12 protein-coding genes and 4 tRNA genes are annotated in these 15,730 nt (G+C 53.1%); all 16 read left to right on the forward strand.

Features of this window, described 5'->3' with window-relative positions:
* Positions 1 to 245: 245 nt before the first annotated feature.
* The 16 genes from birA to rpsL all read left to right on the forward strand — a co-directional run bounded on the left by birA (position 246) and on the right by rpsL (position 15,613).
* On the forward strand, positions 246 to 1,193 hold the full coding sequence (gene birA / locus GHO32_RS05580) for a bifunctional biotin--[acetyl-CoA-carboxylase] ligase/biotin operon repressor BirA (protein ID WP_153335220.1): 948 nt from the start codon (positions 246 to 248) through the stop codon (positions 1,191 to 1,193).
* Positions 1,183 to 1,926: a pantothenate kinase gene (locus tag GHO32_RS05585; RefSeq protein ID WP_123751625.1), complete on the forward strand. Its 744-nt coding sequence runs from the start codon at positions 1,183 to 1,185 to the stop codon at positions 1,924 to 1,926. Before birA ends, GHO32_RS05585 begins: the two co-directional genes overlap by 11 nt.
* A gap of 7 nt (positions 1,927 to 1,933) precedes the next feature.
* A complete protein-coding gene (locus GHO32_RS05590) occupies positions 1,934 to 2,413 on the forward strand; it encodes a hypothetical protein (protein WP_153335219.1) in 480 nt (159 codons plus the stop codon).
* A gap of 110 nt (positions 2,414 to 2,523) precedes the next feature.
* Positions 2,524 to 2,608, forward strand: a tRNA-Tyr gene (locus GHO32_RS05595).
* 24 nt (positions 2,609 to 2,632) lie between these two features.
* Positions 2,633 to 2,706, forward strand: a tRNA-Gly gene (locus GHO32_RS05600).
* A 25-nt stretch (positions 2,707 to 2,731) separates the two neighbouring features.
* Positions 2,732 to 2,807: transfer RNA gene (locus tag GHO32_RS05605), tRNA-Thr, on the forward strand.
* A gap of 241 nt (positions 2,808 to 3,048) precedes the next feature.
* Positions 3,049 to 3,124, forward strand: a tRNA-Trp gene (locus GHO32_RS05610).
* A 45-nt stretch (positions 3,125 to 3,169) separates the two neighbouring features.
* The gene (gene secE, locus GHO32_RS05615) at positions 3,170 to 3,538 is read left to right on the forward strand and encodes a preprotein translocase subunit SecE (protein WP_016779165.1); all 369 of its coding nucleotides are present in this window, start codon (positions 3,170 to 3,172) and stop codon (positions 3,536 to 3,538) included.
* A gap of 9 nt (positions 3,539 to 3,547) precedes the next feature.
* On the forward strand, positions 3,548 to 4,081 hold the full coding sequence (gene nusG / locus GHO32_RS05620) for a transcription termination/antitermination protein NusG (protein ID WP_026014126.1): 534 nt from the start codon (positions 3,548 to 3,550) through the stop codon (positions 4,079 to 4,081).
* Between the two features lie 120 nt (positions 4,082 to 4,201).
* On the forward strand, positions 4,202 to 4,633 hold the full coding sequence (gene rplK / locus GHO32_RS05625) for a 50S ribosomal protein L11 (RefSeq protein ID WP_048362305.1): 432 nt from the start codon (positions 4,202 to 4,204) through the stop codon (positions 4,631 to 4,633).
* Entirely contained in the window at positions 4,633 to 5,328 is a 696-nt protein-coding gene (gene rplA, locus GHO32_RS05630) for a 50S ribosomal protein L1 (RefSeq protein WP_048373858.1), read from the forward strand. The genes rplK and rplA overlap by 1 nt, the downstream gene beginning before the upstream one ends.
* 195 nt (positions 5,329 to 5,523) lie before the next feature.
* Positions 5,524 to 6,024 carry a 50S ribosomal protein L10 gene (gene rplJ / locus GHO32_RS05635; protein ID WP_003444392.1) on the forward strand — a complete coding sequence of 167 codons (501 nt, stop codon included), beginning with the start codon at positions 5,524 to 5,526 and terminating at the stop codon, positions 6,022 to 6,024.
* 80 nt (positions 6,025 to 6,104) lie between these two features.
* Entirely contained in the window at positions 6,105 to 6,470 is a 366-nt protein-coding gene (gene rplL / locus GHO32_RS05640) for a 50S ribosomal protein L7/L12 (protein ID WP_153335218.1), read from the forward strand.
* Positions 6,471 to 6,689: 219 nt separating this feature from the next.
* Positions 6,690 to 10,763, forward strand: a complete 4,074-nt coding sequence (gene rpoB / locus GHO32_RS05645) for a DNA-directed RNA polymerase subunit beta (protein WP_048373853.1) — start codon at positions 6,690 to 6,692, stop codon at positions 10,761 to 10,763.
* A 64-nt stretch (positions 10,764 to 10,827) separates the two neighbouring features.
* On the forward strand, positions 10,828 to 15,027 hold the full coding sequence (gene rpoC, locus GHO32_RS05650) for a DNA-directed RNA polymerase subunit beta' (protein WP_048373851.1): 4,200 nt from the start codon (positions 10,828 to 10,830) through the stop codon (positions 15,025 to 15,027).
* Between the two features lie 214 nt (positions 15,028 to 15,241).
* Positions 15,242 to 15,613 (forward strand): 30S ribosomal protein S12, encoded by a 372-nt coding sequence (rpsL, locus tag GHO32_RS05655; protein WP_002555494.1) that lies wholly within the window; start codon positions 15,242 to 15,244, stop codon positions 15,611 to 15,613.
* The last annotated feature ends 117 nt before the right edge of the window (positions 15,614 to 15,730 follow it).

The raw sequence follows: 15,730 nt of genomic DNA on the forward strand, positions 1-15,730 counted from the left end.
GTAGTGTGGGGTTTCCCCATGTGAGAGTAGGTCATCGTCAAGATTAAATTCCAAAATCCCTGTCTGCTCACGCAGACAGGGATTTTGTTTTTGTGCTCGAAAAAGCTCTGCCAATGTGGCAAAGCATGCTGTGCGTAAAACGCTGCGATCCTTGCCAGTGTTGTACAGTACTTGTCTTACAGGGTTTCTATGCAATAGCGTGGCTCGTCGTTATTATGCGTGCCTGATTGTGAGGCGTAACTTGCATGCTGACGTTGTTGAAGCTTCTTAAAGATGGTCGTTTTCATTCTGGGCAAGCGCTGGGTGCTGCGCTCGGCATTAGCCGTAGTGCGGTCTGGAAGCAGCTGCAGCGTCTGGAGGCGGATCTGAACCTGTCTATCCATAAAGTTCGTGGTCGTGGCTATCAATTGGCCATGCCGCTTGAGCTTCTTGAGCACGAGCAGCTCGCTGAAAGTCCCTACCCTGCTTTTATTCATGAGTCCTTAGATTCAACGAATGCTGAAGCCTTGCGCCAAATTGCAGGCGGGGTGCCGGCGCCTTTTGTGGTCCTGGCTGAGCAGCAGAGTGCCGGCCGCGGTAGAAGAGGGCGAAAGTGGATCAGCCCCTTTGCCGAAAATATTTACTACAGCCTGGTACTTCGAATTGATGGTGGCATGCGTCAGCTCGAAGGGCTGAGCTTGATTGTAGGTCTAGCGGTTTTGAGTTCGCTTCGCGAGTTTAGTCGCTGCGATGCGGGCTTGAAGTGGCCAAACGATGTGCTGGCGGGCAATAAAAAAATCGCAGGTATTCTGCTCGAGCTGGTGGGTGATCCTGCTGATGTTTGCCATGTCGTTATAGGTATCGGTATTAACGTTAATATGATGGTTGCCAACGATGTTGATCAATCGTGGACATCCGTTCGTCTGGAGGCGGGTCAGGCGATCAATCGGAACGAGCTGATTGTCGCCTTGGGGCGCAAGTTACAGGGGTATCTGATTCGCCACGAGGATGAAGGATTCGCTGCTATTCAGGCAGAGTGGGAATCTAACCATTTGTGGCAAGGGCGTGAGGTTACGTTGATTGCGGGTACGCATACTGTTGATGGCGTGGTTGCCGGCGTTGATCAGCAGGGCGCATTGCGTCTTAACGTCGCAGGGCAGGAAAAAGTCTTTAGTGGTGGCGAGCTGAGCTTGAGGTTGCGCCATGATTCTTGAAATGGATTGCGGTAACAGTTTTATCAAGTGGCGAGTACTTGATGGCGATGCTGTGGTTGAAGGTGGAGTTGTAGATTCCGATGCTGGTCTCATAGCCGCGCTCTTGGCAACTCCATTGCTGCGCATCACGCGTTGCCGTTTGGTGAGTGTGCGCAGTGACGACGAAACTGCGAGTCTGGCATCTCTCTTATCGTCCACATTCTCGGTAGAAGTAATATGTGCTAGCCCGGCAAGAGTGATGGCGGGGGTAACGAACGGTTATGAGGATTTCGAGCGTCTAGGCTTGGACCGCTGGCTAGCCTTGGTTGGCGCATATGAGCTCTCTAGGCGCGCCTGCCTTGTACTGGATCTGGGTACAGCCGTAACGGCCGATTTTGTGGCTAAAGACGGTAAGCATTTAGGTGGGTTTATATGCCCTGGATTGCCGTTAATGCGTAACGAGTTGCGCACGCATACCCGGCGAATCAGATATGACAATCTTTCCGCTGAGCAGGCGTTGTTGCGAAATAGCCCAGGGCGGACGACTGTAGAAGCGGTGGAGCGCGGCTGTCTAATGATGTTGCGAGGATTCGTCCTGAGTCAGCTGCAATTGGCACGTGATTACTGGGGGGATGATTTCGAGGTGTTTCTCACGGGCGGTGATGCAAATCTCGTGGCATGCACTGTGCCTGAGGGTCGCTTGGTGAAAGATCTTGTGTTCATAGGCTTGGCTGCAGCTTGTCCTGTTTATTGAGGTTTCTATGCGCTGGTTGTTTCTGCTGCTGGTTGTATTGAATATTTTCTACTTTATATGGCATCAGCAAGAAGCTCCTCTTAAAGCTAAGGAGGTTGTATCTCTATCGCTGTACAAAGGAAGCAAGCAGGAAATACAGCTGCTGAGTGAAATGCGAACGGGGCTTGTCCCTGTACGGCCTCAAGAAAACGCGAGCAGTGATAAGGATGTCTGCTTCTACCTGAGCGGTTTGATCCGTTCTGACGCTGAGACAAAGATTAAAAAAAGTTTGTCAGATGCAGGCATAAAGAGTGGTTTGGATAGTCTGGATCGTGCCGGCGCAGGTGATTTTGTCCTGGTCCTTTCTCCGTCGGACAATGTGCAGGCTGTTGAAAAGGTTCTACAAAGTCTTCTCAATGAATTCAATGAGTTGAAATACGAAAAAAAGCAGTGTCAGGGGTTGCAGGCATCCGATAGTTTGCATAGAATGGCGCCCGCTCCACAGTGAACACCGGAAGCGGTAGTAAGTGTGTAGTAAGTCAGAAAGCTAACTTGATGATTTAATTGAGAAAAGCAGTTGACAAAGAGTTGGGATGATGTAGAATCCCGCTCAGCTCAGGAGGGGTTCCCGAGCGGCCAAAGGGATCAGACTGTAAATCTGACGTCTACGACTTCGAAGGTTCGAATCCTTCCCCCTCCACCATATTTGCGCAAATCAGCATGATTTGCGGGTGTAGTTTAGTGGTAGAACCTCAGCCTTCCAAGCTGATGATGCGGGTTCGATTCCCGCCACCCGCTCCATTCATGCTGGTTTCAATGGTGTTTTGCTCTTGTAGCTCAGTTGGTAGAGCACACCCTTGGTAAGGGTGAGGTCAGCGGTTCAAATCCGCTCAAGAGCTCCATACAAACAAGGCAGATATGAAAATATCTGCCTTTGTTTTAACGGGCTGAAAAGCTTGTCCGGAGTGTTTGCTGGTGGCGCTGTTGTAAGGTGTTGCTGCTCTGGTTGGCGATTGCTGTCGTTGGTGGCCTGCATTCTGCTGCTTGCGTGTCGTTGGGTTTTGGGCTTGGCGATAAAGTAATTGCAAAGGTTGTTGAAAAGTCTCTCTCGGGTCTGCATAATCGGCGGCTCGATAATGTTTTAGGTCAGTAGCTCAATTGGCAGAGCGACGGTCTCCAAAACCGTAGGTTGGGGGTTCGATTCCCTCCTGACCTGCCAGATTCGCTCAATGCGTCTGGCTTTCTTTTCACAGGATCCTCTTTGATGACTCCCAAGGCTGAAGTTCAAGGCTCTCGCTTCGATCTCCTCAAGTGGCTAGTAGTGGTTGCCCTTGTGGTAGTTGGCGTTGTTGGGAATCAGTATTATTCTGGTTCGCCGATCCTGTATCGCGTCATTGCACTTCTTGTGATTGCTGCTGTTGCTGCCTATGTAGGTTTGCAAACCGCAAAAGGCAAGTCGTTTGCTGTCTTGGTAAAGGAAGCTCGTACTGAGATTCGTAAAGTCGTATGGCCGACTCGCCAAGAAACTACGCAGACTACGTTGATCGTAGTGGCTGTTGTTCTTGTTATGGCGTTGCTGTTGTGGGGTTTGGATTCCCTGCTCGGTTGGCTTGTTTCCTTGATTGTTGGCTAAGGGTGTCCCGTGGCTAAGCGTTGGTACGTAGTGCATGCTTATTCGGGTTACGAAAAGCATGTTATGCGCTCTCTGATTGAGCGTATTAAGCTGGCAGGCATGGAAGATGGCTTCGGCGAAATTCTGGTTCCCACTGAAGAAGTGGTTGAAATGCGTAATGGCCAGAAACGCAAAAGCGAACGCAAGTTCTTCCCTGGTTATGTGCTAGTCCAGATGGACATGAGCGAAGGTACTTGGCACTTGGTCAAGGATACACCTCGTGTCATGGGATTCATCGGTGGCACTGCTGACAAGCCTGCACCGATTACAGACAAAGAGGCAGAAGCAATTCTGCGTCGCGTTGCTGATGGCAGCGACAAGCCCAAGCCGAAGACGTTGTTCGAGCCGGGTGAAGTTGTTCGCGTCACCGACGGTCCGTTTGCCGACTTTAACGGCACGGTCGAAGAAGTTAACTACGAAAAGAGTCGCATCCAGGTGGCTGTACTCATTTTCGGACGTTCCACTCCGGTGGAGCTAGAGTTTAGCCAGGTCGAAAAGGTCTAGCTGAACACGCATCCCAACCCCACGGCTTCGGTCGTGGGGTTTTGTCGTCACTGGGATAAACACGCAAGTAACCGGGGAGCCTTTTAAGTTAGGCGTCTGAACCCGTAATTGGAGTGCCTCATGGCCAAGAAGATTACCGCTTACATCAAGCTGCAAGTGAAGGCCGCTCAGGCCAACCCAAGCCCACCTGTTGGTCCAGCTTTGGGTCAGCACGGTGTGAACATCATGGAATTCTGCAAAGCTTTCAACGCCCGTACTCAGGGTATTGAGCCAGGCCTGCCGACTCCAGTGATCATCACTGTATACAGCGACCGTAGCTTCACATTCGAAACCAAGTCGACCCCTGCTTCGGTTCTGCTGAAGAAGGCTGCTGGTCTGACTAGCGGTTCGGCTCGCCCTAACACCGTTAAGGTTGGCACCGTTACCCGTGCTCAGCTGGAAGAAATCGCGAAAACCAAAAACGCGGATCTGACTGCAGCTGATTTGGATGCAGCCGTGCGTACCATCGCCGGTTCTGCTCGTAGCATGGGCCTTAACGTGGAGGGTGTGTAATGGCTAAGCTGACTAAGCGTCAAAAGGCAATCGCCGGTAAAATTGAAGCTGGCAAGTCTTACAACTTTGTAGACGCTGCTGCTTTGCTGGCTGAGCTGTCGACTGTTAAGTTCAGCGAGTCTTTCGACATCGCTGTTAACCTGGGCGTAGACCCACGTAAATCTGACCAGGTTGTTCGTAGCGCAACTGTGCTGCCACACGGCACTGGCAAGACTGTACGTGTAGCTGTGTTCACCCAGGGTCCAGCTGCTGAAGCTGCTTTGGCTGCTGGCGCTGATCGCGTTGGTATGGACGACCTGGCTGCCGAAATGAAAGGCGGCGACCTGAACTACGACGTAGTTATTGCATCCCCGGACGCAATGCGTGTTGTAGGTCAGTTGGGTCAGATCCTCGGCCCACGTGGTCTGATGCCTAACCCTAAGGTTGGTACTGTAACTCCAGACGTAGCAACTGCGGTTAAGAATGCAAAAGCTGGTCAGGTTCGTTATCGCACTGACAAAAACGGTATCATCCACACTTCCGTTGGCAAAGTCGGTTTCGACGCTGTTCAACTGAAGGAAAACGTTGAAGCCCTGATCGCTGATTTGAAGCGTATCAAGCCAGCTTCCTCGAAAGGTATTTATGTTAAGCGCGTTACTCTGAGCACCACTATGGGCCCAGGCCTGGTCATCGACCAAGGTTCGTTGAACGCGTAAGACAAATTGGCGCAGTGTGCTGCGCCAATGAAAGATTGGGGTCCCTGCCTGGCGGGGGCTATCCAAGACCGTAGGCGGCGCAAGTCTTAAACCTCAAGCCTACGCAGATGGTGCTCCCGGTTCCTTACCGAATCAGACACCAAAACGACATCCGACTCAGGTCAGATGAAACGGTAACAAGCAGGAGTTAAACCCGTGGCAATTAAACTCGAAGACAAGAAGGCCATCGTCGCTGAAGTCAACGAGGCTGCCAAAGTTGCCCTGTCTGCTGTTGTGGCTGATGCCCGCGGTGTGACAGTAGGCGCTATGACCGGACTCCGTAAAGAGGCTCGTGAAGCTGGCGTTTACGTACGTGTTGTACGTAACACCCTGCTCAAGCGCGCTGTTGCTGACACTGAATACAGTGTTCTCAACGACGTGTTCACTGGCCCGACCTTGATCGCATTCTCCAACGAGCATCCAGGCGCTGCTGCCCGTTTGTTCAAAGAGTTCGCTAAAGGTCAGGATAAGTTCGAGATCAAGGCAGCTGCGTTCGAGGGCAAGTTCCTCGCAGCTAATCAGATCGACGTACTGGCAAGTCTGCCGACCCGTGACGAAGCAATTTCTCAGCTGATGAGCGTGATTCAAGGCGCTACCAGCAAATTGGCTCGTACTCTGGCGGCACTTCGCGACCAGAAAGAAGCAGCTGCAGCTTAAGGCTGAGCAACTCCTTTCAGCGTTTATTGTTTATTTCGATGGCCGCATAGGCTGTCACCCCAATACAGGAATTTATAGTCATGTCTCTGACTAACGAGCAAATCATCGAAGCAATCGGCGAGAAATCCGTTCTGGAAATCGTTGAGCTGATCAAAGCAATGGAAGAGAAGTTCGGCGTTTCGGCTGCTGCTGCTTCTGCTGGTCCTGCTGTTGCTGCTGCTGTCGTTGAAGAGCAAACTGAATTCAACGTCATGCTGGTTGAAGCTGGCGAGAAGAAAGTTAACGTGATCAAGGCTGTTCGTGAGCTGACTGGTCTGGGCTTGAAAGAAGCCAAGGCAGTAGTTGACGGCGCTCCAGCAATGGTTCTGGAAGCTGTTGCTAAAGACGCAGCTGATAAAGCCAAAGCTGCTCTGGAAGAAGCAGGCGCTAAAGTCGAGCTGAAGTAAGCATCGACTTTGCGTCTCCAGCCCAAGCGTTAAGCTGAGGCTGATGGCTGGTGGCTCATGCCACCGGCCTTTTTCCGTTCTTGGCAGCCGACTGGGTTGGCGCCATAAACGAGCTGTAACCACCCTGTGCGGTGGAGCAAACCAAGGGGTTTGCACGATTTTCTGGCTGCTCCCGTCGGGAGAGGCCAAACAAGCAGGTGACCAAGCTGGGGAACGCTGATGGCTTACTCATATACTGAGAAAAAACGTATCCGCAAGGACTTTAGCAAGTTGCCGGACGTCATGGATGTGCCGTATCTCTTGGCAATCCAGCTGGATTCGTATCGTGAATTCTTGCAGGCGGGAGCGACTAAAGATCAGTTCCGCGACGTGGGCCTGCATGCGGCCTTCAAATCCGTTTTCCCGATCATCAGCTACTCCGGCAATGCTGCGCTGGAGTATGTCGGTTATCGCCTGGGCGAACCGGCATTTGATGTCAAAGAATGCGTGTTGCGCGGTGTGACTTACGCCGTACCTTTGCGGGTGAAGGTTCGTTTGATCATTTTCGACAAAGAATCGTCGAATAAAGCGATCAAGGACATCAAAGAGCAAGAAGTCTACATGGGTGAAATCCCCCTGATGACTGAAAACGGTACCTTCGTAATCAACGGTACCGAGCGTGTAATTGTTTCCCAGCTGCACCGTTCCCCGGGCGTGTTCTTTGACCACGACCGCGGCAAGACGCACAGCTCCGGTAAGCTGCTGTATTCCGCGCGTATCATTCCTTACCGTGGTTCGTGGTTGGACTTTGAGTTCGACCCTAAAGACTGCGTGTTCGTACGTATTGACCGTCGTCGCAAGCTGCCTGCGTCCGTATTGCTGCGCGCGCTCGGCTATAGCACTGAGCAAGTACTGGAAGCGTTCTACACCACTAACGTTTTCCACGTTCAAGGCGAAAGCATCAGCCTGGAACTGGTACCTCAGCGCCTGCGCGGTGAAATCGCTGCCATCGACATTACCGATGACAAAGGCAAGGTGATTGTTGAGCAGGGTCGTCGTATCACTGCTCGCCATATCAACCAGCTGGAAAAAGCCGGTATCAAAGAGCTCGTTATGCCTCTGGACTATGTCCTGGGTCGCACAACGGCCAAAGCTATCGTGCACCCGGCGACTGGCGAAATCATTGCTGAGTGCAACACCGAGCTGACCACTGAAATCCTGGCAAAAGTTGCCAAGAGCCAAGTCGTACGCATCGAAACGTTGTACACCAACGATATCGACTGCGGTCCGTTCATTTCGGACACGCTGAAAATTGACTCCACCAGCAACCAACTGGAAGCGCTGGTTGAGATCTATCGCATGATGCGTCCTGGCGAGCCTCCAACCAAGGATGCTGCCGAGACTCTGTTCAACAACCTGTTCTTCAGCCCTGAGCGCTATGACCTGTCTGCGGTTGGCCGGATGAAGTTCAACCGTCGTATCGGTCGTACCGAAATCGAAGGTTCGGGCGTGTTGTGCAAAGAAGACATCGTCGCGGTACTGAAGACTCTGGTCGACATCCGTAACGGCAAAGGCATCGTCGATGACATCGACCACCTGGGTAACCGTCGTGTTCGCTGCGTAGGCGAAATGGCTGAAAACCAGTTCCGCGTTGGCCTGGTACGTGTTGAGCGTGCGGTCAAAGAGCGTCTGTCGATGGCTGAAAGCGAAGGCCTGATGCCGCAAGACTTGATCAACGCCAAGCCAGTGGCTGCGGCAGTGAAAGAGTTCTTCGGTTCCAGCCAGTTGTCCCAGTTCATGGACCAGAACAACCCGCTGTCCGAGATCACCCACAAGCGCCGTGTTTCTGCACTGGGCCCGGGCGGTCTGACGCGTGAGCGTGCCGGCTTTGAAGTGCGTGACGTACACCCGACTCACTACGGTCGTGTATGTCCGATTGAAACGCCAGAAGGTCCGAACATTGGTCTGATCAACTCCTTGGCTGCCTATGCGCGCACCAACCAGTACGGCTTCCTCGAGAGCCCGTACCGTGTAGTGAAAGACGCGCTGGTTACCGACGAGATCGTGTTCCTTTCTGCTATTGAAGAAGCGGATCACGTTATTGCTCAGGCTTCGGCCACCATGAACGACCAGAAAGTCCTGGTTGATGAACTGGTAGCTGTTCGTCACTTGAACGAATTCACCGTTAAGGCGCCGGAAGACGTCACCTTGATGGACGTTTCGCCGAAACAAGTAGTTTCGGTTGCTGCGTCGCTGATTCCGTTCCTCGAGCACGACGACGCCAACCGTGCGTTGATGGGTTCGAACATGCAGCGTCAAGCTGTACCAACACTGCGCGCTGACAAGCCGCTGGTAGGTACTGGCATGGAGCGTAACGTAGCTCGTGACTCCGGCGTTTGCGTCGTGGCACGTCGTGGCGGCGTTATTGATTCCGTTGATGCAAGCCGTATCGTGGTTCGTGTTGCTGATGATGAAGTTGAGACCGGCGAAGCTGGTGTTGATATCTACAACCTGACCAAATACACCCGCTCCAACCAGAACACCTGCATCAACCAGCGTCCGCTGGTGCGTAAAGGTGATCGGGTTCAGCGCAGCGACATCATGGCCGATGGTCCGTCCACCGATATGGGTGAACTGGCTCTGGGTCAGAACATGCGTATCGCCTTCATGGCATGGAACGGCTTCAACTTCGAAGACTCCATCTGCCTGTCGGAACGTGTTGTTCAAGAAGACCGTTTCACCACGATCCACATTCAGGAACTGACCTGTGTGGCCCGTGACACCAAGCTTGGCCCTGAGGAAATCACTGCAGACATCCCGAACGTGGGTGAGGCTGCACTGAACAAGCTGGACGAAGCCGGTATCGTTTACGTCGGCGCCGAAGTTGGCCCGGGCGACATCCTGGTAGGTAAGGTCACTCCGAAAGGCGAGACCCAACTGACCCCGGAAGAAAAACTGCTGCGTGCAATCTTCGGTGAAAAAGCCAGCGACGTTAAAGACACCTCCCTGCGCGTACCAACCGGTACCAAAGGTACTGTCATTGACGTACAAGTCTTCACTCGTGATGGCGTAGAGCGTGATGCTCGTGCCTTGTCGATCGAGAAGACTCAGCTGGACGAAATCCGCAAGGATCTGAACGAAGAGTTCCGCATTGTTGAAGGCGCTACTTTCGAACGTCTGCGCTCTGCCCTGGTCGGTCAAATTGCCGAGGGTGGTGCAGGTCTGAAGAAAGGCCAGGAAATCACCAATGAAGTGCTGGACGGTCTTGAGCACGGTCAGTGGTTCAAACTGCGCATGGCTGAAGATGCTCTGAACGAGCAACTTGAGAAAGCTCAGGCTTACATCATCGATCGCCGTCGTCTGCTGGACGACAAGTTCGAAGACAAGAAGCGCAAACTGCAGCAGGGCGATGACCTGGCTCCAGGCGTGCTGAAAATCGTCAAGGTTTACCTGGCAATCCGTCGTCGCATCCAGCCGGGTGACAAGATGGCTGGTCGTCACGGTAACAAAGGTGTGGTCTCCGTGATCATGCCGGTTGAAGACATGCCGTACGATGCCAATGGCACCCCGGTTGATGTTGTTCTCAACCCGTTGGGCGTACCTTCGCGTATGAACGTTGGTCAGATTCTCGAAACCCACTTGGGCCTTGCAGCCAAAGGTTTGGGCGAGAAGATCAACCTCATGATTGAAGAACAGCGCAAGGTTGCTGACCTGCGTAAGTTCCTGCATGAGATCTACAACGAAATTGGCGGTCGTCAAGAAAGCCTGGATGACTTCTCTGACCAAGAAATCCTTGATCTGGCGAAGAACCTTCGTGGCGGTGTGCCGATGGCTACCCCGGTGTTCGACGGTGCCAAAGAAAGCGAAATCAAGGCAATGCTTCGTTTGGCAGACCTGCCAGACAGCGGCCAGATGGTGCTGACTGATGGCCGTACCGGCAACAAGTTTGAGCGTCCGGTTACCGTTGGCTACATGTACATGCTGAAGCTGAACCACTTGGTAGACGACAAGATGCACGCTCGTTCTACTGGTTCTTACAGCCTGGTTACCCAACAGCCGTTGGGTGGTAAGGCGCAGTTCGGTGGTCAGCGTTTCGGGGAGATGGAGGTCTGGGCGCTGGAAGCTTACGGCGCGGCATACACTCTGCAAGAAATGCTCACAGTGAAGTCGGACGATGTGAACGGTCGTACCAAGATGTACAAAAACATCGTGGACGGCGATCACCGTATGGAGCCGGGCATGCCCGAGTCCTTCAACGTGTTGATCAAAGAAATTCGTTCCCTCGGCATCGATATCGATCTGGAAACCGAATAACACGTGACGCGAATCGAGAGCGGGGCTGCACTGCCCGCTCTCTGCTCCGCCAGGAGGAAAGGCCTTGAAAGACCTACTGAATTTGCTGAAAAACCAGGGTCAAGTCGAAGAGTTCGACGCCATCCGTATTGGATTGGCATCGCCTGAGATGATCCGTTCGTGGTCGTTCGGTGAAGTTAAAAAGCCGGAAACCATCAACTACCGTACGTTCAAACCTGAGCGTGACGGTCTGTTCTGCGCCAAAATTTTTGGCCCGGTAAAGGATTACGAGTGCCTGTGCGGTAAGTACAAGCGCTTGAAGCATCGCGGTGTGATCTGTGAGAAGTGCGGCGTTGAAGTTGCACTGGCCAAGGTCCGTCGTGAGCGCATGGCTCACATTGAACTGGCTTCGCCAGTTGCACACATCTGGTTCCTGAAATCGCTGCCGTCCCGTATCGGCTTGCTGATGGACATGACCCTGCGTGATATCGAACGCGTTCTCTACTTCGAGAGCTATGTTGTTATCGATCCAGGCATGACCACCCTTGAAAAAGGTCAGCTGCTGAACGACGAGCAGTATTTCGAAGCGCTGGAAGAGTTCGGTGACGACTTCGATGCCCGTATGGGTGCCGAGGCTGTGCGTGAGCTGCTGCACGCTATCGATCTGGAACACGAGATTGGCCGTCTGCGTGAAGAAATTCCGCAAACCAACTCCGAAACCAAAATCAAGAAGCTGTCCAAGCGCTTGAAGTTGATGGAAGCCTTCCTGGGCTCCGGCAACCTTCCAGAGTGGATGGTTCTGACCGTTCTGCCGGTTCTGCCGCCAGATCTGCGTCCTTTGGTTCCGCTGGATGGTGGTCGTTTCGCGACTTCCGACCTCAACGATCTGTATCGTCGAGTGATCAACCGTAACAACCGCTTGAAGCGCCTGCTTGATCTGTCCGCTCCGGACATCATCGTGCGTAACGAAAAGCGTATGTTGCAAGAAGCTGTCGACGCTTTGCTGGACAACGGTCGTCGTGGCCGCGCCATCACGGGTTCGAACAAGCGTCCTCTAAAATCCTTGGCTGACATGATCAAGGGTAAGCAAGGTCGTTTCCGTCAGAACTTGCTCGGTAAGCGTGTTGACTACTCGGGTCGTTCGGTAATTACCGTAGGTCCGACGCTGCGTCTGCACCAGTGCGGTCTGCCTAAGAAAATGGCACTTGAACTGTTCAAGCCGTTCATCTTCGGCAAGCTGGAAATGCGTGGTCTTGCTACCACCATTAAAGCTGCCAAGAAAATGGTTGAGCGTGAGCTGCCAGAGGTTTGGGATGTTCTCGCTGAAGTGATTCGCGAACACCCGGTCCTCCTCAACCGTGCACCAACGCTTCACCGTCTGGGTATTCAGGCATTTGAGCCGGTACTGATCGAAGGTAAAGCTATCCAGCTGCACCCTCTGGTCTGTGCTGCGTACAACGCCGACTTCGACGGCGACCAGATGGCTGTACACGTACCGCTGACACTGGAAGCCCAGTTGGAAGCCCGTGCGTTGATGATGTCGACCAACAACATTCTGTCGCCAGCTAACGGTGAGCCAATCATCGTTCCATCGCAGGACGTTGTATTGGGTCTGTACTACATGACTCGTGAAGCGATCAACGCCAAAGGCGAAGGTCGTGTATTCGCGGATCTGCAAGAAGTTGACCGTGTGTTCCGTGCCGGCGAAGCCGCACTGCACGCCAAGGTTAAAGTGCGGATCACCGAAACCGTCAACGACCGTGATGGCGGCAGCGTGACCAATACCCGCATCGTCGACACCACTGTCGGTCGTGCGCTGTTGTTCCAGGTTGTTCCAAAAGGCCTGTCGTACGACGTCGTCAACTTGCCAATGAAGAAAAAGGCAATCTCCAAGCTGATCAACCAGTGCTACCGCGTGGTTGGTTTGAAAGAGACTGTGATCTTCGCTGACCAGTTGATGTATACCGGTTTCGCTTACTCGACTATTTCTGGCGTTTCGATCGGTGTTAACGACTTCGTTATCCCGGATGAAAAAGCGCGCATCATCGGTGCTGCTACCGACGAAGTGAAAGAAATCGAAAGTCAGTACGCTTCGGGCCTGGTAACACAGGGCGAGAAGTACAACAAAGTAATCGACCTTTGGTCGAAAGCTAACGATGAAGTTTCCAAGGCGATGATGTCGAACCTCTCGAAAGAGAAGGTTATCGACCGTCACGGTGATGAAGTTGAGCAAGAGTCGTTCAACTCCATGTACATGATGGCCGACTCCGGCGCACGGGGTTCTGCTGCGCAGATCCGTCAGCTGGCCGGTATGCGTGGTCTGATGGCCAAGCCGGACGGTTCCATCATCGAAACGCCGATTACTGCGAACTTTCGTGAAGGTTTGAGCGTACTTCAGTACTTCATCTCCACTCACGGTGCTCGTAAGGGTCTTGCGGATACGGCCTTGAAAACGGCTAACTCCGGTTACTTGACGCGTCGTCTGGTAGACGTTGCGCAAGATCTGGTAGTGACTGAAGTCGACTGCGGTACCGAACACGGTCTGCTGATGACTCCGCACATTGAAGGCGGCGACGTTGTAGAGCCGTTGGGTGAGCGTGTACTGGGTCGAGTAATCGCCCGTGACGTATTCAAGCCAGGTACTGATGAAGTTATCGTTCCTGCTGGCACCCTGGTTGACGAGAAGTGGGTTGAGTTCATCGAGCTGAACAGCATCGACGAAGTGATCGTACGTTCGCCAATCAGCTGCGAAACCCGTTTCGGTATCTGCGCCAAGTGCTACGGTCGCGATCTGGCTCGTGGTCACCAGGTGAACATCGGTGAAGCTGTCGGCGTAATCGCTGCTCAGTCGATCGGTGAGCCAGGTACACAGCTGACAATGCGTACGTTCCACATCGGTGGTGCGGCAAGCCGGACCTCTGCTGCTGACAGCGTTCAGGTGAAGAATGGCGGTACTGTCCGTCTTCACAACCTGAAGCACGTTGAGCGTGTGGATGGTTGCCTGGTAGCCGTATCGCGTTCGGGTGAGCTGGCAATCGCTGATGACTTCGGTCGTGAGCGTGAGCGTTACAAGCTGCCGTACGGTGCTGTAATTTCGGTTAAAGAAGGTGACAAGGTTGACGCTGGCTCGATCGTAGCCAAGTGGGATCCGCACACTCACCCAATCGTTACCGAAATGAAAGGTACCGTGACCTACGTGGGCATGGAAGAAGGCATCACGATCAAGCGTCAGACTGACGAATTGACCGGTATGACCAACATTGAAGTGCTTGACGCCAAAGACCGTCCAGCTGCCGGCAAAGAAATTCGCCCGGCCGTTAAGATGGTAGGTGTTGATGGTAAGGATCTGCTGTTGCCAGGTACCGACGTACCGGCCCAGTACTTCCTGCCAGCCAACGCATTGGTCGGTGTAGCGGATGGTGCGGAAATCGCGATCGGTGACGTTATCGCTCGTATTCCGCAAGAAACTTCGAAAACTCGAGACATCACCGGTGGTCTGCCACGCGTTGCTGACTTGTTCGAAGCGCGTCGTCCGAAAGAAGCCTCTATTTTGGCTGAAGTCAGCGGCACCATCGCGTTCGGTAAAGAAACCAAAGGCAAGCGCCGTCTGGTTATTACCCCGAACGACGGTACCGATCCGTACGAAGAGCTGATTCCAAAGTGGCGTCACCTGAACGTCTTCGAAGGCGAGCAAGTGAACCGCGGCGAAGTTATCTCCGACGGTCCAAGCGATCCACACGACATCCTGCGTTTGCTGGGTGTGAGTGCGCTGGCCAAGTACATCGTTAACGAGATTCAAGATGTTTACCGTCTGCAAGGCGTGAAGATCAACGACAAGCACATCGAGACCATCCTGCGTCAGATGCTGCGTAAAGTTGAGATTTCCGAGTCTGGCGATTCCTCCTTCATCAAGGGCGACCAGATGGAGCTGACGCAGGTACTGGTCGAGAACGAGCGCCTGGGTAACGAAGACAAATTTGTCTCCAAGTTCACTCGCGTTCTGTTGGGTATCACCAAAGCGTCGTTGTCGACTGAATCGTTCATCTCCGCGGCCTCTTTCCAAGAGACAACCCGCGTACTGACCGAAGCAGCGGTAACCGGCAAGCGCGACTACCTGCGCGGCCTGAAAGAAAACGTTGTCGTGGGTCGTTTGATCCCGGCAGGTACTGGTTTGGCCTACCACAGCGAGCGTAAGCGTCGCCGTGATGCAGACAAACCATTGCGCGTAAGCGCCAGTGAAGTGGAAGCTGCACTGACCGAAGCGCTGAACTCCAGCGGTAACTGAGTTCTGCGATAAATAAGGGTGGGCCCCGGTCTTTCCGTTCATCGAATCACGACAATTAGTCGAGCTTTGATGGGGGAGGGGTCGGGGCTTTGCCTTGACTGGGGGCAGGATCCTCTTTAGACTCTTGTACCCCTAAATTTGGCGGGGATTCGTTCCCGTCATTTTGCTTTTCTTGCAAGACAATAGCGTCGCAAGACAACAGTGGAGCTAGTAGATGGCAACTATCAACCAGCTGGTACGTCAGCCGCGTAAGCGTATCGTCGAGAAATCCGACGTACCTGCGCTGCAAAACTGCCCGCAACGTCGTGGCGTATGCACCCGTGTGTATACAACTACGCCGAAAAAACCTAACTCGGCACTGCGTAAAGTATGCCGTGTGCGCCTGACCAACGGTTTCGAGGTTTCCTCGTACATCGGTGGTGAAGGTCACAACCTGCAAGAACACAGCGTGGTACTGATCCGTGGCGGTCGTGTAAAAGACTTGCCAGGTGTTCGTTATCACACCGTTCGCGGCTCTTTGGATACTTCCGGCGTTAAAGGTCGTAACCAAGGTCGTTCGAAGTACGGTACCAAAAAGCCGAAGTAGTCTTCGGTCGCTGGTAAATAAATGCAGATTTCTTTTTTTCTGAGTCGATAAGAGTAAGGTCGGGCGTGCATCCAAAGGGTGTAATGGTCCCGAGCTAACCTGAAGACCGTTTGAGGG

Origin of the sequence: Pseudomonas sp. FSL R10-2189, assembly GCF_009600325.1 — a bacterium.
Lineage (GTDB): Bacteria > Pseudomonadota > Gammaproteobacteria > Pseudomonadales > Pseudomonadaceae > Aquipseudomonas > Aquipseudomonas helleri.

Excerpts from the sequence above, each read along its gene's own strand:
- birA (WP_153335220.1), top strand. The coding sequence starts at position 246 with ATGCTGACGTTGTTGAAGCTTCTTAAAGATGGTCGTTTTCATTCTGGG.
- GHO32_RS05585 (WP_123751625.1), top strand. The coding sequence starts at position 1,183 with ATGATTCTTGAAATGGATTGCGGTAACAGTTTTATCAAGTGGCGAGTA.
- GHO32_RS05590 (WP_153335219.1), top strand. The coding sequence starts at position 1,934 with ATGCGCTGGTTGTTTCTGCTGCTGGTTGTATTGAATATTTTCTACTTT.
- secE (WP_016779165.1), top strand. The coding sequence starts at position 3,170 with ATGACTCCCAAGGCTGAAGTTCAAGGCTCTCGCTTCGATCTCCTCAAG.
- rplK (WP_048362305.1), top strand. The coding sequence starts at position 4,202 with ATGGCCAAGAAGATTACCGCTTACATCAAGCTGCAAGTGAAGGCCGCT.
- rplA (WP_048373858.1), top strand. The coding sequence starts at position 4,633 with ATGGCTAAGCTGACTAAGCGTCAAAAGGCAATCGCCGGTAAAATTGAA.
- rplL (WP_153335218.1), top strand. The coding sequence starts at position 6,105 with ATGTCTCTGACTAACGAGCAAATCATCGAAGCAATCGGCGAGAAATCC.
- rpoB (WP_048373853.1), top strand. The coding sequence starts at position 6,690 with ATGGCTTACTCATATACTGAGAAAAAACGTATCCGCAAGGACTTTAGC.
- rpsL (WP_002555494.1), top strand. The coding sequence starts at position 15,242 with ATGGCAACTATCAACCAGCTGGTACGTCAGCCGCGTAAGCGTATCGTC.